Origin of the sequence: Sutterella sp., from assembly GCF_052272535.1 — a bacterium.
GTDB lineage: Bacteria > Pseudomonadota > Gammaproteobacteria > Burkholderiales > Burkholderiaceae_F > Sutterella.
Genome location: NZ_DAVZJY010000001.1, coordinates 34,550 through 54,092 on the forward strand (window position 1 = coordinate 34,550; position 19,543 = coordinate 54,092).

Annotated in this window: 13 protein-coding genes and 1 tRNA gene; 12 read left to right on the top strand and 2 right to left on the bottom strand. The window is 66.3% G+C overall.

The features are described from left to right. Nucleotides 1–259: 259 nt before the first annotated feature. The 8 genes from ACT6Y9_RS00190 to glmS all read left to right on the top strand — a co-directional run bounded on the left by ACT6Y9_RS00190 (nt 260) and on the right by glmS (nt 9,873). Nucleotides 260–2,287, top strand: coding sequence for a primosomal protein N' (locus tag ACT6Y9_RS00190; RefSeq protein ID WP_443743092.1), 2,028 nt, complete (start codon nt 260–262; stop codon nt 2,285–2,287). 22 nt (nt 2,288–2,309) lie between these two features. Continuing rightward, nucleotides 2,310–2,384: transfer RNA gene (locus ACT6Y9_RS00195), tRNA-Arg, on the top strand. 77 nt (nt 2,385–2,461) lie between these two features. Continuing rightward, nucleotides 2,462–2,875 (top strand): gamma-butyrobetaine hydroxylase-like domain-containing protein, encoded by a 414-nt coding sequence (locus ACT6Y9_RS00200; RefSeq protein ID WP_443743093.1) that lies wholly within the window; start codon nt 2,462–2,464, stop codon nt 2,873–2,875. Between the two features lie 32 nt (nt 2,876–2,907). Beyond that, nucleotides 2,908–3,669 (top strand): bifunctional demethylmenaquinone methyltransferase/2-methoxy-6-polyprenyl-1,4-benzoquinol methylase UbiE, encoded by a 762-nt coding sequence (gene ubiE / locus ACT6Y9_RS00205; protein ID WP_295477261.1) that lies wholly within the window; start codon nt 2,908–2,910, stop codon nt 3,667–3,669. A gap of 98 nt (nt 3,670–3,767) precedes the next feature. Further along, nucleotides 3,768–4,775, top strand: a complete 1,008-nt coding sequence (locus ACT6Y9_RS00210; protein ID WP_295477259.1) for a Tim44 domain-containing protein — start codon at nt 3,768–3,770, stop codon at nt 4,773–4,775. Between the two features lie 229 nt (nt 4,776–5,004). Then, entirely contained in the window at nt 5,005–6,516 is a 1,512-nt protein-coding gene (locus tag ACT6Y9_RS00215; RefSeq protein WP_295477256.1) for a sodium:solute symporter family protein, read from the top strand. 140 nt (nt 6,517–6,656) lie between these two features. Next, a complete protein-coding gene (gene glmU / locus ACT6Y9_RS00220; RefSeq protein WP_443743094.1) occupies nt 6,657–8,021 on the top strand; it encodes a bifunctional UDP-N-acetylglucosamine diphosphorylase/glucosamine-1-phosphate N-acetyltransferase GlmU in 1,365 nt (454 codons plus the stop codon). A 22-nt stretch (nt 8,022–8,043) separates the two neighbouring features. After that, complete coding sequence (gene glmS / locus ACT6Y9_RS00225) at nt 8,044–9,873, top strand: glutamine--fructose-6-phosphate transaminase (isomerizing) (RefSeq protein WP_295477252.1); 1,830 nt, start codon at nt 8,044–8,046, stop codon at nt 9,871–9,873. A gap of 145 nt (nt 9,874–10,018) precedes the next feature. On the opposite strand, the gene ACT6Y9_RS00230 is transcribed toward glmS, so the two are convergent. Further along, nucleotides 10,019–10,666, bottom strand: a complete 648-nt coding sequence (locus ACT6Y9_RS00230) for a MarC family NAAT transporter (protein WP_295477250.1) — start codon at nt 10,664–10,666, stop codon at nt 10,019–10,021. 293 nt (nt 10,667–10,959) lie between these two features. Here ACT6Y9_RS00230 and ACT6Y9_RS00235 point away from each other — a divergent pair, with 293 nt between their 5' ends. The 4 genes from ACT6Y9_RS00235 to ACT6Y9_RS00250 all read left to right on the top strand — a co-directional run bounded on the left by ACT6Y9_RS00235 (nt 10,960) and on the right by ACT6Y9_RS00250 (nt 17,563). After that, nucleotides 10,960–12,165 (top strand): efflux RND transporter periplasmic adaptor subunit, encoded by a 1,206-nt coding sequence (locus ACT6Y9_RS00235; RefSeq protein ID WP_443743095.1) that lies wholly within the window; start codon nt 10,960–10,962, stop codon nt 12,163–12,165. An 18-nt stretch (nt 12,166–12,183) separates the two neighbouring features. Next, nucleotides 12,184–15,354, top strand: a complete 3,171-nt coding sequence (locus tag ACT6Y9_RS00240; RefSeq protein WP_443743096.1) for an efflux RND transporter permease subunit — start codon at nt 12,184–12,186, stop codon at nt 15,352–15,354. A gap of 117 nt (nt 15,355–15,471) precedes the next feature. Next, entirely contained in the window at nt 15,472–16,887 is a 1,416-nt protein-coding gene (locus ACT6Y9_RS00245) for an efflux transporter outer membrane subunit (RefSeq protein WP_443743097.1), read from the top strand. Between the two features lie 16 nt (nt 16,888–16,903). Next, the gene (locus ACT6Y9_RS00250) at nt 16,904–17,563 is read left to right on the top strand and encodes a TetR/AcrR family transcriptional regulator (protein ID WP_295477242.1); all 660 of its coding nucleotides are present in this window, start codon (nt 16,904–16,906) and stop codon (nt 17,561–17,563) included. 185 nt (nt 17,564–17,748) lie between these two features. Here ACT6Y9_RS00250 and ACT6Y9_RS00255 read toward each other — a convergent pair whose 3' ends face one another. Next, nucleotides 17,749–19,188 carry a DegQ family serine endoprotease gene (locus ACT6Y9_RS00255; RefSeq protein ID WP_295477240.1) on the bottom strand — a complete coding sequence of 480 codons (1,440 nt, stop codon included), beginning with the start codon at nt 19,186–19,188 and terminating at the stop codon, nt 17,749–17,751. Nucleotides 19,189–19,543 lie beyond the last annotated feature (355 nt).

Here is a 19,543-nt window from a genome sequence, read left to right on the forward strand (position 1 = left end):
CTTTCGGGGCCCGGATTTTCGAATCCGGGCCCCGTCCGTTCCCATCTTTCCTTGCGGTTCTAGGGAAGAAAATGGGAGTGAGTTCTCATTTTCGATGCTTGATTTTTCGCTCCGGCGCCGTCGGACGGAAAGAATCCACAAAGTTATCCACAGAGGTTGTGCTCGTGCGGTGCATAAGCGCGGCCCGGCCCGCCGTGCATCCGCGCCGTGAAGCGGCGACAATCTCCTTCTTTCGATCCCTTCGCCCGAAGCCCAACGCATGGCAAAACTCGATCAGTTCGCGCAGGTCCTCGTGGACGTTCCGGGGCTTGCGCCCCTCGACTACCGCATCCCCGAGGACATGCTCGCGGCTCCGGGCGACCTCGTGGTGGTCACGGTCGGCGCCCGCCGCATGACGGGCGTGATCGCCTCGATCACGGCGGCCTCGGACGTCGAGGGCCGGCGCCTCAAGAGCATCCTGAAGGTGATGAAGACGACGGCGCCGCTGCCGGCGGAGTGGCTCGCGCTCACGCGCTTCGCCGCCTCGTACTACGTGCGTGGTTGGGGCGAGGCGGCGCTGCCGGCGCTCCCCGCGGCCCTGCGCCGGCCGCCCACGCCGCAGCAGGAGAAGCGCATCGCGGGCATCCGCGAGGCCGCGCCGAAGGCCCGCGGAGACGCATCCCGCGCCGCGCCTCCCGAGCTCAACGACGAACAGCGCGCGGCCGTCGAGGCCGTCTGCGCCGCGCCGGGCTTCGCGACCTGGCTGCTCTTCGGCGTGACGGGCTCGGGCAAGACCGAGGTCTATCTGCATCTCATGGAGCGCACGCTGGCGGCTGATCCGGAGGCGCAGGTCCTGCTCCTCGTGCCGGAGATCAACCTGACGCCGCAGCTGGTCGGACGCGTTGAAGCGCGCTTTCCCGACCTCGCCGTCGCGGCGCTCAACTCCGAATTCACCGACCGCGAGCGCGCCGCCGCCTGGCTGAGCGTTCACGAGGGGCGCGCGCGGATCCTCGTGGGCACCCGCATGGCGGTCTTCGCGAGCTTCTCGAAACTCCGCCTCATCCTCGTGGACGAAGAGCACGACCTCTCCTACAAGTCGGGCGACGGGCTGCGCTACAGCGCGCGCGACCTTGCCGTCTGGCGCGCCTCGAAGCTCGGAATTCCCGTGGTGCTCGGCTCCGCGACGCCTTCACTCGAGAGTTGGATGAAGGCGAAGGAGGGCGCCTACCGGCTCCTGACGCTGAGCGCCCGTGCGGTGGAGCACGCCGCGCTCCCCGACGTGGAGCTCACCGATCCGCCGCCCAAGGGTTCGCGCGGAATGATCTCCGAAGTCTCCCGCGCCGCCCTCGAGGCGTGCCTCGCCGAGGGGCGTCAGGCGCTCGTCTTTCTCAACCGGCGCGGCTACTCGCCGGTGCTCTCCTGCCCGGCCTGCGAATGGGTGAGCACGTGCGTGCGTTGCTCGGCCTTCACCGTCTACCACAAGCGTGAGAAGGCGCTCATCTGCCACCACTGCGGGTGGCGCCGACCCGTCCCGGAAGCCTGCCCGTCCTGCGGCAACGTCGACATCCTGCCGCGCGGCACCGGCACGGAGCGCATCGAGGAGGAGCTCGAGGTGCTCTTTCCCGGCAGGCGCATCCTGCGCATCGACCGCGACAGCGCCGCGAAGAAGCATGCCGCCGAGGCGGCCTTCGGGAAGGTCCACCGCGGCGAAGTCGACATCCTCGTCGGCACGCAGATGGTGGCGAAGGGGCACGACTTCCAGAAGATCGGCCTCGTGCTCGTGCTCAATCCCGACGCGCAGATCCTTTCGCCCTCGACGCGCGCCCGCGAGCGGCTCTTTGCGACGCTCATGCAGGTCGCGGGCCGTGCGGGGCGCGGCGGCGAACGCGGACGGGTGCTCATCCAGACGCGCTTTCCCGACGACCCGCTCTTTTCGGCGCTTGCCCGGCAGAGCTACCCCGCCTTCGCCGACGCAACGCTCGAGGAGCGCCGCGAGAGCGCCTGCCCGCCCTTCATGCATCAGGCGCTCCTCACGGCTGAAGCCGACCAGCTCTCCTCGGCGATCGGCTTCCTCGAGGACGCGGCCAGGGCCGCCGCGCCGCTCGCGGGCGACGACGTCCTCGTCTACGATCCCGTGCCCATGCCCCTCGTGCGGCTCATGAACCGCGAGCGCGCGCAGCTTCTCGTCGAGAGCGTTGGACGCATGACGCTGCACCGCTTCCTCATCGCCTGGAATCAGGCGATCTCGGGACTCAGGACCTCCGGGAACATCGTCTGGTGCCTGGAGGTTGATCCCCTGGAAACCTGATTCCCTGTATAATTTGGCTCCTCTCCGCGTGGTGAAATGGATATCATGCAGCCCTCCGAAGGCTGCGGTACAGGTTCGATTCCTGTCGCGGGGACCAGTCAAAATCGAAGCAATTCGAAGAGCCCGTACCGTCCGTCGGCGGCACGGGTTTTTTATTTCAGCAGGGCGGATGCGGTGAAGATTCCCGTTGAAGTTTTGGTCCATCAGAAGACCCGCGCACTCGAGCTGCGCTACGAGGACGGGCACGCCGCCGTCTTCTCCTTTGAATTTCTGCGCGTGCTCTCGCCCTCGGCCGAAGTGCAGGGTCACTCCCCCGACCAGGCCGTCCTGCAGGTCGGCTGCCGCGACGTAGGCCTGAAGGGGATCGAACCGGTCGGGCAGTACGCGCTGCGCCTCACCTTCGACGACGGCCACGACTCGGGCCTCTACAGCTGGGACTACTTCGAGCGGCTCGACCGCGAGCGCGAGGCGCTTTGGGCGGACTACCTCGAGGCGCTCGCCCGGGCCGGCGCCTCGCGCGATCCCGGGGATCCCGCCAACGCCCCCTTCCTCGCCCGCATGCGGCCCAAGAAGGGCTGCGGACACTGACCGCCTTCAAATCGACGAGAACGAGAGAGCTCATGCAGAAGAAAGAAGACAAGCGCCTGCCGGAAGGTCAGATCGACTTCGGCTACAGCACCGTGCGCGAGAACGAGAAGGAGGAGAAGGTCCGTGAGGTCTTCGACAGCGTCGCGCCCAAGTACGACCTGATGAACGACCTGCTCTCCTTCGGCATGCACCGCCTTTGGAAGCGCCGCTGCATCGCCGAGGCACAGGTGCGCCCCGGCACGAAGGTGCTCGACATCGCGAGCGGCACGTGCGATCTCGCCATCGCCTTCGCGAAGCTCGCCGGTCCGGGCTGCGTGACGGCGACCGACATCAACCACGAGATGCTGTCCTTCGGCCGCCGCCGCATCGAGGCGGCCGGGCTCGACTGCAGCGTCGTGCAGGCCGACGCCGAGAAGCTCCCCTTCAAGGACGGAAGCTTCGACGTCGTGACCGTCTCCTTCGGCATCCGCAACATGACCCACAAGGACCGGGCGCTGCGCGAGATGCTGCGCGTGCTGCGGCCGGGTGGACGACTCCTCGTGCTCGAATTCAGCCGCTGCACGCCGCTTCTAAAGCCTTTTTACGATTTTTACTCCTTCACCTTCATGCCCTGGCTCGGCGGCAAGATCGCCGCGGACGCCGACTCCTACAGGTATCTCGCCGAGTCGATCCGCATGCATCCGGATCAGCCCGCCTTTGCAAAACTCATGACGGACGCCGGATTCTCCGACGTTAAATGGCACAATCTGACATTCGGAGTGTGCGCGCTGCACATCGGCGCCAAGGCCGCCTGAAGGACCTGCGCCGGTTCGCCCCTGACGGCGCGCATGCAGGAGGACGAACGCCTTCGTTCCGATGCTCCGAGATCGACCACAAAAGGAATTTCCCCCACATGAAGAATTTCATCGCCGCCCTTGTCGTCTGTGCCGCACTCGCCACCGCGAGCTTCGACGCCGATGCCGCCAAGCGCTTCGGCTCCGGCATGAACCTCGGCCGCCCGGCGCCGACCTTCTCGCAGAAGGCTCCGGCCGCTCCGGCCGCTGCTCCGGCCGCCCAACAGCATCCGCAGACAGGTGCGCAGCAGCCCGCCGCGCGGCCCAACGCCGCCACGCCTCCCGTGCAGAAGCCCTCGATGATGCGCAGCATCCTCGGCGGCATCGCCGCGGCGCTCGGCATCACGGCCCTGCTCTCGATGCTCGGTCTCGGCGGCGCCGGCCTGACGAGCCTCATCACCGGGCTTCTGCTCGCCGTGGTCGTCTTCTTCGTGGTCCGCATGATCTTCGCGCGCCGCCGTCCGCAGACGGCCTCTGCCGCGGGCGGTCCTACCGCCGACGCCTATCAACAGCGCGCCCCCGAGCCGCAGCAGCCGATGGCGAACCAGTCCGCCGAACCCTCTACGCCCGCCTGGCAGCAGGCCCCGCAGCAGAGCGTGCGCGCCGGCAGCCTGATGGATCAGCTCATGGGCGGCGCCGTGCCGCAGCCCGCCGCCGCGAACGCCTCCGGCGCCGAGCCCGTGGACGTGACGCCCGCCGACTTTGACCGCGCGGGCTTTCTCAAGGCCGCCCGCGAGAACTACATCAAGCTGCAGAAAGCCTGGGACACGGGTAACGTGATCGAGATCTCCGACTTCACCGACAACGACCTCTTCACGGCCGTGACGCATCAGCTCCGCGAGCGCAAGGGCGAGGTCTACCACACCGAGGTTGAGAAGCTCGACGACGAGCTCCTCGGCATCGCCCGCGACGGAGGCGACTACTTCGCAAGCGTGCGCTTCACAGGCCGCCTCGTGATCAACGGCGAGGCGGAGGACCTGGACGAGACCTGGATCCTGCGCAAGCCCGTCGAGGGCGACGCCGGTTGGCTGCTCTGCGGCATCCGTCAGAACGGTCCCGCCGCCTGAGGTTCGGCGCCCTGAATCGGGCATCACAACTCGTTGAATACGCTGCGTTTTCGAGAAGGCGCGGCGTATTTTTTTTGATCTCGATGAAACATTGCCCGATTGGCCCCCCTGAGGGGGCTTTTTTTTGCCCACAGGGGTCGCAGGGGGGTGATGGATTCCTAAAATGCGCGCAAATAAACGCCCCTAGGGGTTTTCCGTTCAACGTCGTTCACAGATAAGGACAAAAGAGATGACGCTGACTGGTTTTGTTCTGCTCTACCTCGCCGCTACGGTCGCCATCGGCGTCTGGGCGGCCACGCGTGTGAAGAGCACGAGCGACTTTGCGCTTGCCGGCCGCAGCCTCCCGCTGCCGATGGTCATCACCGCGACCTTCGCGACCTGGTTCGGCTCCGAAACGATCCTCGGCCTTCCCGGCCGATTCATTGAAAGCGGCATTGCCGGCGTCATCGAAGAGCCCTTCGGCTCGGGCATGGCGCTCATTCTCGTGGGCACCTTCTTCGCGCAGAGGCTCTACAAGCAGAAGATCCTCACGCTCGGCGACTACTACCGCGACCGCTACGGCCGCAGCGTCGAGCTGCTCTGCTCCGTTGCGATCGTGATCTCCTACCTCGGCTGGGTGGGCGCTCAGGTGACCGCGCTCGGCCTCGTGATCAACCTCATCACCGAAGGCGCCGTGTCGATGACGACCGGCATGGTGATCGGTGCGTGCGTCGTGCTCGCCTACACGATGGTGGGCGGCATGTGGTCCGTCGCGATGACCGACTTCGTGCAGATGATCATCATCGTGCTCGGCCTCGTGGCGATCCTCTGGTTCGCCTCCGACCTCGCCGGCGGCTTCGGCAACGTGATCGAGTATGCGCGCGGCAAGGACCTCTTCCATGCGCTGCCCGAACCGACTCCGTCGGGCTGGCTTTTCTGGATCTCCGCGGCCATGACGATGATGATCGGCTCGATCCCGCAGCAGGACGTCTTCCAACGCGTGATGTCCGCGAAGAACGTCCAGACCGCCGTCGCCGGTCCGATCATCGGCGGGTCGTTCTACATCCTCTTCGCCTTCGTGCCGATGTTCATCGTCGTCGCCGCCGTGCTCGTCATGCCCGAGGCCGCGCAGAAGATGCTCGCCGAAGATCCGCAGCAGCTCCTGCCGACGCTCGTGCGCGACTACATGCCGATGTGGCTGCGCGTGCTCTTCTTCGGCGCCGTGCTCTCGGCCGTGATGTCGACCGCTTCGGCGACGATGCTCGCGCCCTCGACGATCTTCGTCGAGAACGTGCTGCGCCACTTCACCAAGGTGGACGACCGCAACATGCTCCTCGCGATGCGCCTCACGGTCGCGGGCTTCGCCCTGCTCGTCCTCATGTACTCGATCGCGCTTGAGGGCGCTCCGATCTACGACATGGTCGCGATGGCCTACCAGTTCCCGGTCGTCGGCGCCTTCTGGCCGCTCGTCTGCGGGCTCTACTGGAAGAACGCCACCCGTCAGGGCTGCTACCTGTCGATCTTCTTGGGTTCGGCCGTCTGGGTGCTCCTCACCTGGACCTCGCTCGGCGAAGTCTTCCCGAACGTCCTGGGCGGTTTCATCGCCGCGGGCTTCGGCATGGTGGCGGGCTCCCTCCTGCCGACCGCCGACAACCACCGCTTTCTTGAAGAGCACAGCCGCAGCACGATGAAGCGCCCGGTCGACGCCGAGGTGGGCGACGGTCGTCTGCCCGCCGTCACGCCGGTGAGCGCCACAGCCTGAAGGGATCCCGGCGACGACTCCGGCGCCGGCGCCTGAACGGCAACGAAATGAAAGAGGCCCTGCTCTGCAGGGCCTCTTCTTTTAGAATTTCAGGCATCTTCCGCCGCCATTGCGACGGCGACTTGAACATAAAGCAGAAGATGAACGTAGTCATTCTCGCCGCCGGCATGGGCAAGCGCATGCGCTCCCGCCTCCCGAAGGTTCTTCAGCCCCTGGCCGGGCGTCCGATGCTCGACCACGTGCTCGACGCAACCGAAGGGCTCTCCCAATCCCCCAGAGTCGTCGTCGTGGGACACGGCGCCGAGACCGTCATGGCGCATTGCGAAGGCCGCACCGACGTCGCCTTTGCGCTTCAGGCCGAGCAGCTCGGCACCGGGCACGCGCTGCGCGCCGCGCTTCCTCAGATTGATCCCGCCGCCCCGCAGACGCTCGTCTGCCTCGGCGACGTTCCGCTCCTTAGCCGCGCGACGCTCGGGCGGGTGGCGGACGAAGCCGCCGAAGGCGGCCTCGTGCTCCTCACGGTGGAGCTCGACGATCCGACCGGGTACGGCCGCATCCTGCGCGACGCCGAAGGGCGCGTGCGCTCGATCGTAGAGGAGAAGGACGCGACGCCTGAAGAAAAGCGCGTGCGCGAGGTGAACACCGGCATCATGTGCCTGCCGACGGCGCGGCTCGCCCAATGGCTCGCCGCGCTCTCGCCCGCGAACGCTCAGGGCGAGTACTACCTCACGGACGTGATTGACCTTGCCGCGCGCGAGGGCGTGCGCATCTCGGCCGTGCATCCGCAGCACGTCTGGGAGGTCGAGGGCGTCAACTCCAAGGCGCAGCTCGCCGAGCTCGAGCGCGTCTGGCAGCGCGCCCAGGCCAGTGCGCTCCTCGACGCGGGCGTGACGTTGCTCGACCCGGCTCGCATCGACGTGCGCGGCCGGCTTGAATGCGGCCGCGACGTCGAGATCGACGTCAACTGCGTCTTCGAGGGCGAAGTGAAGCTCGCCGACGGCGTGCGCGTGGGCGCGAACTGCGTGCTGCGCAACTGCGTGGTCGACGAGGGCGTCGAGATCCTGCCCTTCTGCCACATCGACGGCGCGCACGTGGGCGCCGGCGGCCGCGTCGGCCCCTATTCGCGCCTGCGTCCCGGCGCCGAGCTCATGGGCGGCAACCACATCGGCAACTTCGTCGAGGTGAAGAAGTCCAACGTCGGGCTCGGGACCAAGATCAACCATCTCACCTACATCGGCGACGCCGACGTCGGCGCGCGCGTCAACATCGGCGCGGGCACCATCACCTGCAACTACGACGGCGTGAACAAGTTCCGCACCGTGATCGGCGACGACGCCTTCATCGGCTCGGGCACCGAGCTCGTTGCGCCCGTCACGGTGGGCGCGGGCGCCACGATCGGCGCGGGTTCGACCATCACCCGCGCGGCGCCCGACGGGAAGCTCACGCTGAGCCGCACCCGTCAGGTCACGGTCGAAGGCTGGCAGCGGCCGGTGAAGAAGCGCTGAGCGCACGAGGAGACGAACTGAAATGTGTGGAATAGTCGCGGCGGCGAGCCGCCGCAACGTTGTGCCGCTTCTTCTCGAGGGTCTGCGGCGCCTCGAATACCGCGGGTACGACTCCTGCGGCATCGCCACGGTCGATGCCGAGGGTCTGCACCGCGCCCGCTCCACTGCGCGCGTCGCGCAGCTCTCGGCCGAAGTGGAGAAGGCCGGCCTCGAAGGTGTCACGGGCATCGCCCACACGCGTTGGGCGACCCACGGCCAGCCCGAGGTGTGCAATGCGCATCCGCACTTCTCGCGCGGCATGATCGGCATCGTCCACAACGGCATCATCGAGAACTACGAGCCGATCCGCGAGCGTCTGAAGACGCTCGGCTACGAATTCACGAGTCAGACCGACACGGAGGTGCTCGCGCACCTCATCCACTCCAATTACCACGGCAGCCTCCTCGAGGCCGTCAAGGCGTCCGTCCTTGAAGTGCGCGGCAGCTACGCCATCGCGGTCGTCTGCCGCGACGAGCCGCACACGATCGTGCTCGCCCGACAGGGCTCGCCCCTCGTGGTCGGCGTGGGCGACGGCGAAATGTTCGCCGCCTCGGACGCCATGGCCGTCGCCGGCGTCACCGACCGCATCATGTACGTCGCCGAGGGCGACGTCTGCGAGATCACACCCGACCGTGCGGACGTCTACGAACGCCGCGGGACGGAGTTCGCGCCCGTCACGCGCGAAGTGCGCGTGGTGCACGCCTATTCGGGCGCCGTGGACCTCGGTCCCTACCGCCACTACATGCAGAAGGAGATCTTCGAGCAGCCGCGCGCGATCGGCGACACGCTCGAGGGCGTCGTCGGCATCACGCCGAAGCTCTTCGGCGCGGACGCCGAAGAGGTCTTTTCGGGCGTCACCCACCTCCTCTTCCTCGCCTGCGGCACCTCGTACTACGCCGCGCTCACCGCCAAGTACTGGATCGAGGCGATCGCGGGCATCCACTGCGACGTGGAGATCGCGAGCGAGTACCGCTACCGCGTCTCCGTGCCCGATCCGAATACGCTCGTCGTGACGATCTCCCAGTCGGGCGAAACCGCCGACACGCTCGCTGCGCTGCGCCACGCGCGCGACGACCTCGGCATGGGCCGCACGCTCACGATCTGCAACGTGTCCACGTCGGCGATGGTGCGCGAGAGCCGCCTCGCCTACATCACGCGCGCCGGCGTCGAAGTGGGCGTCGCCTCGACGAAGGCCTTCACCACGCAGCTCGCCGCGATCTATCTGCTCGCGCTTGCCCTTGCGAAGCTCAATGGGCGCCTCACGCCCGAGCGCGAGGCCGAGGAGCTCAAAGCGCTGCGCCACATTCCTGCGGCGCTCTCGTCGGTGCTCGCCCTGGAGCCGCAGGTGATCGACTGGGCCGAGCGTTTCGCGCAGAAACAGCATGCGCTCTTCCTCGGGCGCGGCGTGCACTATCCGATCGCGCTTGAGGGCGCCCTCAAGTTGAAGGAGATCAGCTACATCCACGCCGAAGCCTATCCGGCCGGCGAACTCAAGCACGGGCCGCTCGCGCTCGTGGACGACGCCATGCCCGTCGTGACGGTCGCGCCCAACGACCGGCTCCTTGAGAAGCTCAAGTCGAACATGGCCGAAGTGCGCGCCCGCGGCGGCGAGCTCTACGTCTTCGCCGACGGCGACTCCAACATCACGCCCGACGAGCGCACGCACGTGATCCGCCTGCCGGAGAACTACGGCGCCCTCTCGCCCATCCTGCACGTCGTGCCGCTGCAGCTTCTTGCGTACCACGCTGCGCTCGTGCGCGGCACGGACGTGGACAAGCCGCGCAACCTCGCCAAGAGCGTTACGGTGGAGTAAGTCCCGCAAGGGCATCCCGGAAACCGAAGCAGAGGGCCGCGCCAAGCGGCCTTCTTTTTTTGATGGCCCCGTTCCGGACTCTTCCTTTCGAAGAAAACACTTCGGCACGCCCTAGATGAGTGCCGTTAAGGAAGGAGGCGTTCGATCAGCTGCCCGACATGAAGGTGCGGATGCCCGAACCGACGAACTGCACGCCGATGCAGATGAGCAGGAAGCCCATGAGCTTGCCGAGCACGAGCGTGCCCGACGGGCCGAGGCGGCTGGAGATCACGTCGGAGTAGCGCATGACGAACCAGGAGGCGCCGCTCGCGGCGAGGATGGCGAGCACCGTCCAGGCGAAGGCGATCGCCATGTCGATGTAGTCGGTGAGTTCCGCGATCTCGGTGGAGAAGCCGATCACGACGGCGATGGTGCCGGGGCCGGCGATGCCGGGCATGGCGATGGGGAAGAAGGCGTAGTCGTCGCGGTCGCGGCGCACGATCGGCGCCTTGTTGGGCGAGTTGCCGCCGAAGAGCATCTGGTAGCCGATCGCGGCCACGACGAGGCCGCCTGCGATTCGCATCGCGCCGTAGGAGATGCCGAAGAAGGCGAGGAGGACGTTGCCGCCCGCAAGCGATACGAGCATGATCGCTGCGGCGTAGATCCAGGCCCACTTGGCCTGCTGACGCCGCCGCTCCTCGCTCATGCCCTGCGTGAGGCTGATGAAGAGCGGAATCTTGGAGGGCGGATTGGTGATCGTGATGAGGGAGATCAGACCGCCGAGGAAGTATTGGAAGTGGATGGCTTCGAGCATGATCCCGGGAATCGTCCGGAAGGTGCGGCCCCTGACCGGAGGGCGGGACCGTCCGGCGCTCTGTGTTCAGGTGGGCGAAAAAGTGTAAATAGAGCTTGCAACCTAGGCAATTCTACCTGCGGCGGTTTCATACAGATTGCGGAAAGACAGAATTTGAACACGGGGTTTCCTTCATTCTTGTGCTATAAGATGAACCCTTGTTCAGCCGTGAACAATTGTTCAAAACGATTCTTCCGCGGCTCGTACCCCAACACCTCCCTTCTCGTATCGAATTCAATCAGGTTGGACTGAGAATGCTGTTTGCTCAGAAATCTCTTCATGCCGCCGTGGGTCTCGCGCTCGGCGCGGCGGTGCTCTTCACCGGCTTCAATCCGCAGGCCGTGATCGGTGCGGCCGAGGCGGCCGAAGCGGCGCAGGGTCAGCAGCGGCCCCCCGTCGAGGTGGTCGTCGTCACCGTCAAGCCCCAGGACGTACGCATCGAAACGCTGCTTACGGGCCGCACGAGCGCCTACAACGTCTCTGAGGTGCGTCCCCAGGTGAACGGTATTCTGCAGAAGCGCCTCTTCAAGGAAGGCGAGGAAGTGAAGGCTGGCGATCAGCTCTATCAGATTGATCCGGCCGTCTACGACGCGCAGCTCAAGACCGCCGAGGCGACGCTTGCGCAGGCGCGCGCCGCGCTCGTGCAGGCCCGTGCGGACGCCAAGCGCTCGAGCGAACTCGTGAAGATCAACGCCGTCTCCAAGCAGTCCGACGACGCCGCGCAGGCTCAGCTCAAGAGTGCCCTCGCCGCCGTTCAGGCGGGCGAGGCGGCCGTGCTCACGGCGAAGATCAACCTCGACTACACGCAGGTCCGCTCGCCCATTTCCGGACGTGTTTCGCGCTCGGAATTCACCGAAGGCGCGCTCCTCTCCGCTTATCAGACTCAGGCCCTCACGACCGTGCAGCAGCTCGACCCGATCTACGTGGACGTGACGCAGACGGCCGACGACCTGTTGCGCATCCAGCGCGAGGTCGCCTCGGGCGAGCTCAAGACCGACGCTCAGGGCGCCGCTCCCGTGTCGCTCGTCCTCTCGGACGGCACCACCTATGGGCAGACCGGCAAGCTCACCTTCACCGACGCCATCGTTGACCAGACGACCGGTACGGTGCGCCTGCGCGCCGTCTTCCCGAACCCGGACCGTCAGCTGCTGCCGGGCATGTTCGTGCGCGCCAACCTCACCGAAGGCGTCCGTCCCGACGGCATCAAGATCCACATGCAGTCCGTCATGCGCGACCTGCGCGGCAATCCCTACGTCTACGTCGTGGGCGCCGACAACAAGGTCGAGCAGCGGGAAATCGTGGTCGAACAGACGATGGGCACCTACTGGCTCGTCAAGTCCGGCCTCAAGGCGGGCGACCGCGTGATCTACGAAGGCTTCCAGCGCACGGCCCCCGGTGCGGTCGTCGCCCCCAAGGAGCTTGATCCGAAGACGGTTCCTCAGGGCAAGCCGCTGTTCTAAAGATCGGAGACGCACTTCATGTTTTCGCGCTTCTTTATTGATCGCCCGGTCTTCTCCTGGGTGATTGCGATCGTGATCATGCTCGCGGGCTTGCTCTCCATCGAGACGCTGCCGGTGAGCCAGTACCCGCAGATCGCGCCGCCGCAGGTGTCGATCACCGCCCAGTATCCGGGCGCTTCGGCCGCGACGATTGAGAACACCGTCACGCAGGTGATCGAACAGAACCTCACGGGTCTCGACGGCTACCTCTACATGAACTCCACCTCCGACTCGGCGGGCCGCGTGAGCATCACGGTGACCTTCGAGGCGGGCACCAACCCCGACATGGCGCAGGTGCAGGTCCAGAACAAGATTCAGACCGCGCTCACCTCCCTGCCGCAGGTGGTCCAGCAGCTCGGCGTGACGATTCAGAAGACGTCGGCCAACTTCCTGATGGTGGTGGGCTTCATCTCGAAGAGCGGTACGCTCACCTCGGGCGACCTCGGCGACTTCCTCGTCTCCTCGATCAAGGAGCCGCTTTCGCGCGTCTCCGGCGTGGGCGAGGTGCAGGTCTTCGGCGCCTCGTACGCTATGCGCGTCTGGCTCGACCCGGACAAGCTCGTCAAGTACCATCTGAACCCCTCGGACGTCACCGCCGCCATCACGGCGCAGAACGCCCAGGTCTCCACGGGCAGTCTTGCGGGCCAGCCCACGGACGGCCGTCAGGAATACACGGCGACCATCTCCTCCTCGAGCCTGCTGCAGACGCCTGAGGAGTTCCGCAACATCCTCCTCAAGGTGACTGAGGAAGGCGCGAACGTCTATCTGCGCGACGTCGCCGATGTCGAGCTCGGCCAGCAGAGCTACACGGCCTTCGGCACGTACAACGGCTATCCGTCCGCCGGCATCGCCGTGAAGCTCGCCTCCGGCTCGAACGCTCTGGCAACCCAGGCGGCCGTGATGGAGCGCGTTGAGGAGCTCAAGAACCTCCTGCCGCAGGGCGTCGAAGCCGTGATTCCGTTCGACACTACGCCCTTCGTGCGCGCGGCGCTCCATGAGGTGATCAAGACCCTCGTCGAAGCCATCATCCTGGTGGTCTTCGTGATGTTCCTCTTCCTGCAGAACTGGCGCGCAACGATCATTCCGACGATTGCGGTCCCGGTGGTGCTGCTCGGCACCTTCGGCATGCTCGCCATCACGGGCTTCTCGATCAACATGCTCACCATGTTCGCCATGGTGCTCGCGATCGGCCTGCTCGTGGACGACGCGATCGTGGTGGTCGAGAACGTCGAGCGCGTGATGCGCGAGGACGGCTCGAACCCGCACGACGCGACAGTGAAGTCGATGGGCCAGATCACCGGCGCCCTCGTGGGCATTGCGCTCGTGCTGTCGGCCGTGTTCGTGCCGATGGCCTTCTTCGGCGGCTCCACGGGCGTGATCTACCGTCAGTTCTCGATCACGATCGTTTCGGCGATGGCCCTCTCGGTCGTCATCGCGATCACGCTCACTCCGGCGCTCTGCGCGAAGATCCTCAAGCCCGTTTCGCATGAGCACCACATGGGCAAGGGTGGCTTCTTCGGTTGGTTCAACCGCGGCTTCGAGACGCTCACGATCGCCGTGCGCGACTTCGTCGCCAACTTCGTGCATCATCCGCTGCTGCTCATCGTCTCCTACGGCGTCGTGGTCGCCGCCATGGTGATCGGTTTCGTCAAGCTCCCGACGGGCTTCATGCCGGCCGAGGACCAGGGCGTGGCGCTTCTCACGATGCAGCTGCCGCAGGGCGCGACGATGGAGCGCACCGATCGAGAAGTGAGCCGCGTTCAGGGCTTCCTCGAGAAGACCGAACAGGCGACGCTCGACAGCTTCTTCGCCGTGCGCGGCTTCTCCTTCGCCGGCTCGGGCCAGAACATGGCCCTCGGCTTCCTGAAGCTGCGCGACTGGTCCGAGCGTTCCAACGCCGACCAGAGCGTCGAGGCGCTGCAGCGCCGCGCCATGGGCGCCTTCATGATGGCTCCGGACTTCAAGAACGCGAGTTCGTTCGTCTTCCCGCTTCCCGCGGTCCCCGAACTCGGCGTCGCCGACGGCTTCGACTTCTTCATCCAGGACCAGAAGGGTCAGGGCCACCAGAAGCTCATGGAGGTGCGCAACGCGTTCCTCGCGGCCGCCAACAAGGATCCGCGCCTCACCATGGTCCGCCACAACGGCATGGACGACACCGCGCAGATGAAGCTCAACCTCGACTATGAGAAGCTCTCCGCGCTCAACCTCAACATCGCCACCGTGAACTCCACCATCTCGACCGCCTTCGCCGGGTCGTACGTCAACGACTTCCTCGACCGCGGCCGAATCAAGGAGGTCTGGGTTCAGGGCGCGCAGCCTTCGCGCATGCAGCCCGAAGACCTGATGCGTTGGCAGGTGCGCAACAGCAAGGGTGAAATGGTGCCGCTCTCGGCCTTCACGACGATGAGCTGGAACTACGGCAGCCCGAACCTCGAGCGCTTCAACGGCCTCGCCTCGGTCAACATCCAGGGCAGCCCCGCCAAGGGCGTCTCTTCGGGCGACGCAATGAAGGCCGTCGAGGAGATCGCGCGCCAGGTCTTCCCGGAGGGCTACAGCATCTCCTGGAACGGCATCTCCTATCAGGAGCGTCAGGCCGGCCAGCAGGAGGCGGCGCTTTATGCGATTTCGCTCCTCGTGGTCTTCCTCTGCCTTGCGGCCCTCTATGAGTCGTGGTCCGTGCCGATCGCGGTGCTGCTCGTCATTCCCTGCGGCATCGTGGGCGCCCTCGGCCTCACGTGGCTGCTCAACATGAGCAACGACGTGTACTTCAAGGTCGGCATGCTCACGACGATGGGCCTCGTGTCGAAGAACGCGATTCTGATCGTCGAGTTCGCCAAGGACCTCTACGAGCAGGGTGAGGACGTCGTGCGCGCCGCGCTTCATGCCGTCGAGCTGCGTCTGCGTCCGATTCTGATGACCTCGCTCGCCTTCGGCCTCGGCGTGCTGCCCCTCACGGTGGCCCACGGCGCCGGCTCGGGTGCGCAGAACGCCATCGGCGTGGGCGTCCTCGGCGGCATGATCACCGGCACGGTGCTCTGCGTCGCGTTCGTTCCGGCCTTCTTCGTCTTCATCACGAAGATCTCGCACCGCATCTCGGGCGGTCCGAAGCCGAAGAACCCTGCGCCCGCTGCCACCGCCGAAGCGCACTGACGCTCGGGCTGAGCTCTGTCGCCGCGGATCAAAATAAAGGCATCCGCGGCGACCTGAGCCGAAGCCTCCGAATCACTGATCCAAAGGAACCCGTCCCCGGAAGGACGGGATGACAACATGACGAAAATTCTGCAGATCCTGCCCCTTGCGGCGGCCCTTGCGCTTACGGGCTGCGTGAATCTCGCGCCGGACTACGAGCGTCCGGTCGCGCCCGTCGCTCAGACCTGGCCGCAGGGCGAGGCCTACAAGCAGAGCGAACTCAAGCGCGAGGCGCTGCCCGCCTGGCAGGACTTCATCCGCGACGACCGCCTGAAGCAGGTGATCACGCTCGCGCTCGAGAACAACCGCGACCTGCGCGTGAGCGCGCTCAACGTCGAGAAGGCGCGCGCGATGTACGGCGTGCAGCGCGCCGACCTCTTCCCGACCGTCGCCGCGGCGGCGGAGAACGCCGTTTCGCATCAGGTGAGCACCACCACCCACGTCTACGCCACCACCCACGCCTACACCGCCAACCTCGCGATGGCGAGCTATGAGCTCGACTTCTTCGGGCGCGTGCGCAACCTCACCGAACAGGCGCTGCAGAGCTACCTGCAGAGCGAGGACGCGCAGCGCACCGCGCAGGGCGCCCTCATCGCCCAGGTGACGATCGGCTGGCTGCAGCTCGGCGCCGATCAGATGCAGCTCAAGCTCCAACAGGAGACGCTCAAGAGCCAGGAGGAGTCCTTCCGCCTCGTTGAGGAGAGCTACAAGTACGGTGCGGCGAGCCAGCTCGACTTCGAGCAGGCGCGCACGACCGTCGCGGCCGCCCGCGCCGCGATCGCCTCCTACATCCGCGCCGTCGCGCAGGACCGCAACGCGCTCGCGCTCCTCGTGGGCGCCGAGCTCGATGAGAAACTCCTGCCCGACGCGCTCGCGCTCAATGCGACGCTTCCCGCGGCGCTCCCCGACGGCGTCCCGAGCGAAGTGCTCCTCAACCGTCCCGACATCATGTCGGCCGAGCGCGGCATGATCTCCGCGAACGCCAACATCGGCGCGGCCCGCGCGGCCTTCTTCCCGAGCGTCTCGCTTACGGGCAGCGTCGGCACGAGCGGTATGCACCTCTCCGACCTCTTCACGTCGGGCACGGACTTCTGGCGCTTCACGCCGAGCGTGTCGATTCCGATCTTCACGGGCGGCGCGAACATGGCGAACCTGCGCGCGGCCGAGGCTTCGCAGAAGATCGCCGCGGCGACCTATGAGAAGTCGATCCAGTCGGCCTTCAAGGAGGTCGCCGACGCCCTGGCGACCGAGGGCACCGTGGAGCGTGAGCTCAACGCCCGTCGTGAATACGCCGAGGCCGCGGACCGCGCCTACGAGCTCTCCAACTCGCGCTACAAGCACGGCGCGGCGTCCTACTCCGACGTGCTGCAGCAGCAGCGCGCCAAGGTCGCCGCCGACCAGGCGCTCATCACCGCGCAGCTCTCGCGCGCCTCGAGCCTCGTGACCCTCTACAAGGTCCTCGGCGGCGGCACCGAGCTCGCCGCGAAGCCCTGAAGGGAGAGGCCGGCGCATGTTCAAGAGCATGGATGAGCCGTCCTTCCAGCAGCGCCGCGAGGAGATCGTCGACGCGGCCGAGCGCTGCGTCTTCGCCCGCGGCCTGCATCAGCTCAAGCTGAGGGACATCGCCCATGAGTGCGGCAAGAGTCTCGGGAGCATCTACAACTACTTCCCGAGCAAGGAGGCGATCGTCGAGGCGCTCGTCGAGCGCCAGACGAACCGCTTCATCGCCACGGTCGCGCGCACGGCCGAGGTAGTGCCCGGGGAGAGCGATGAAGACCGCATGATGCGGCAGATCTCCTGCCTCGTGGACGCCTACATGGAGCCCGACGCCATGCGGCTCGCCGTCTTCATCGCGGCCGAGGCGCTCGTCAATCCGCGCGTGATGGAGACCTCCGTCGCGGCCAACCGGCGCATCCGGGAGTTCGTGGTGAACATGATCCGCCGCGATCCGGTCTGCCGGCGTCTCGACGAGACCGAAGAGGAGATGGAGGCCCGGATCATCATCGTGCGCTCCTTCCTCGAAGGTCTGCGCGGCGCGCTCACCTTCCACCCGGACGTGGACCGGTCGCTGCTGCGCAGCACGACGATCGAGCGCCTGCGCGTGCTCTGGCTCTGGGACGAGGCGAAGGCGGGCGGCAGGACGCCCGAAATGCTGCTCGGCAGGGCGTGACGTCCTCATCGAGGTCCCCCAAGAGACGACTCAACAGCCCCGGCACCTCCCTCACGGGATGCCGGGGTTTTTCATGGCCGTCGATGAGGCGGCCTTCGCCGCCCGCCTGAAGGACGCGAAAAACCCCGGTCCTCCTCTCGGAGAAGGCCGGGGTTTCGTCACTTCAGAGGGCGTGCGCCGTCGGACTACTTCTTCGCGTCCTTGGCGTCCTCAAACTTCACCGGGATGAAGATGCGGCCGCCGTCGCGCTGCACGAGGAGCAGCACCTGGTTCTCGCGGCAGGCCTTCTGCAGGTCGTCGGAGGACTTGATGAGCTTGCCGTTGGCCGAAACGATGATGTCGCCGGGCTGCAGGCCGACGGAGGCGGCGAACTTGCCCACCTTCGTGACGAGCAGGCCCGTCGTGTCGGCTTCGCGGCTCTCCGCGTCCGTAAGCATGCGGCCCTCGATGCCGAGGCGGTGACCGGACTGCGCGGCCGCGCCGCCCGTCTTCGCCGAGTCGGGGTTCGTGCCGATCGTGATCGAGACGGTCTGCGGCTTCTTGTCGCGGATGATCGTGAGATCGGCCTTGGCGCCGGGGCGCAGCGACGAGACCAGCATCGGCAGCGACACCGAGGAGGTGATCTTGCGGCCGTTGAGCGCGGTGATGACGTCGCCGGGCTGCAGGCCCGCCTTCTCGGCCGGGCTGCCGCGCTCGATCTTCGTCACGAGGGCGCCCTCAGGCGTCTTCAGGCCGAAGCTGTCGGCGAGATCCTGCGTCACCTGCTGGATGTAGACGCCGACGTAGCCGCGCGTCACGTGGCCATCCTTCACGAGCTGGTCCTTGATCTGCATCGCGAGGTCGATCGGGATCGCGAAGGAGAGGCCCATGAAGCCGCCCGAGGTGGAGAAGATCTGGGAGTTGATGCCCACGACTTCGCCGGCCATGTTGAAGAGCGGGCCGCCGGAGTTGCCGGGGTTGACCGCCACGTCGGTCTGGATGAACGGCACGTACTGGTCGGTCGGCAGGTTGCGCGAGAGCGCGGAGACGATGCCCGCGGTCACGGTGTTGTCGAGACCGAAGGGGCTGCCGATCGCCGCGACCCATTCGCCCACCTTGAGCTTGCTCGAATCGCCGATGCGGAGCACGGGCAGGTCCTTCGCCTCGATCTTCACGACGGCGATGTCGGTCTGCTTGTCGGTGCCGAGCACCTTGCCCTGGAACTCACGCTTGTCGGTGAGGCGCACGACGATGCGGTCGGCGCCCTCAACCACATGGGCGTTCGTGAGGATCATGCCGTCGTTCGAGATGATGAAGCCCGAACCGGTGCCGCGCTGCTCGGGGATCTCCTCCTGGCCGCCGAAGGGCAGCGGGAAGCCGAAGCGGCGGAATATTTCGGCCTGACGTTCATCCATGCCGGGGATGCCGAAGGGAACGTTCACCGTGCGGGCGTTCTTGATGACGGAGATGTTGACGACGGCCGGGCCATTGTCCTCGACGAGCTTGACGAAGTCGGGCAGCTGCGCCTGAGTCTGGGCGGCCGGCGCCTGTTCGGCGGCTGCGGCGGGCTGCGCAGCAAACGGCGCGGCGAGAACGAAGGACGCGCAAAGCGCTGCGGCAAGCGTGGTCTGGGTGAAGGATTTCATGGAGATGGCTCCTCTAAGCCTGCGCCGGCTTCTCGCCGGTCCTGATTCTTTATGAATGAGGAAAACTCTAGCGGATCCGAGCTTCACGGGCGGATTGAGGGCCGTAAACCCTGTTTTTTTGGGGTTAAATTTGTAACAGAAGCTCGACGGGTGTTCGGACCAACTGCGCGTCAACAATCAATCCGTTGCCTTCCGCTTCCGTGCCGGAGGCAGTCAAGGGCAGGGTGAGGCCCCGCGCTGCACACTCACGGCGCAGTTTGAAGGTTGAAGCCGGCGGACGCTTCAGCCGCCGGACGCGCCTCACGTCCGCGAGGATTCGGAAGGCATGGAGGGGCGCCCAAAACGAAAGGAAGCG

What these genes read in the sequence shown, in the direction of transcription:
- ACT6Y9_RS00190 (WP_443743092.1), top strand. Translation starts at nt 260, where the DNA reads ATGGCAAAACTCGATCAGTTCGCGCAGGTCCTCGTGGACGTTCCGGGG.
- ubiE (WP_295477261.1), top strand. Translation starts at nt 2,908, where the DNA reads ATGCAGAAGAAAGAAGACAAGCGCCTGCCGGAAGGTCAGATCGACTTC.
- ACT6Y9_RS00210 (WP_295477259.1), top strand. Translation starts at nt 3,768, where the DNA reads ATGAAGAATTTCATCGCCGCCCTTGTCGTCTGTGCCGCACTCGCCACC.
- ACT6Y9_RS00215 (WP_295477256.1), top strand. Translation starts at nt 5,005, where the DNA reads ATGACGCTGACTGGTTTTGTTCTGCTCTACCTCGCCGCTACGGTCGCC.
- glmU (WP_443743094.1), top strand. Translation starts at nt 6,657, where the DNA reads ATGAACGTAGTCATTCTCGCCGCCGGCATGGGCAAGCGCATGCGCTCC.
- glmS (WP_295477252.1), top strand. Translation starts at nt 8,044, where the DNA reads ATGTGTGGAATAGTCGCGGCGGCGAGCCGCCGCAACGTTGTGCCGCTT.
- ACT6Y9_RS00230 (WP_295477250.1), bottom strand. Translation starts at nt 10,666, where the DNA reads ATGCTCGAAGCCATCCACTTCCAATACTTCCTCGGCGGTCTGATCTCC.
- ACT6Y9_RS00235 (WP_443743095.1), top strand. Translation starts at nt 10,960, where the DNA reads ATGCTGTTTGCTCAGAAATCTCTTCATGCCGCCGTGGGTCTCGCGCTC.
- ACT6Y9_RS00240 (WP_443743096.1), top strand. Translation starts at nt 12,184, where the DNA reads ATGTTTTCGCGCTTCTTTATTGATCGCCCGGTCTTCTCCTGGGTGATT.
- ACT6Y9_RS00245 (WP_443743097.1), top strand. Translation starts at nt 15,472, where the DNA reads ATGACGAAAATTCTGCAGATCCTGCCCCTTGCGGCGGCCCTTGCGCTT.
- ACT6Y9_RS00250 (WP_295477242.1), top strand. Translation starts at nt 16,904, where the DNA reads ATGTTCAAGAGCATGGATGAGCCGTCCTTCCAGCAGCGCCGCGAGGAG.
- ACT6Y9_RS00255 (WP_295477240.1), bottom strand. Translation starts at nt 19,188, where the DNA reads ATGAAATCCTTCACCCAGACCACGCTTGCCGCAGCGCTTTGCGCGTCC.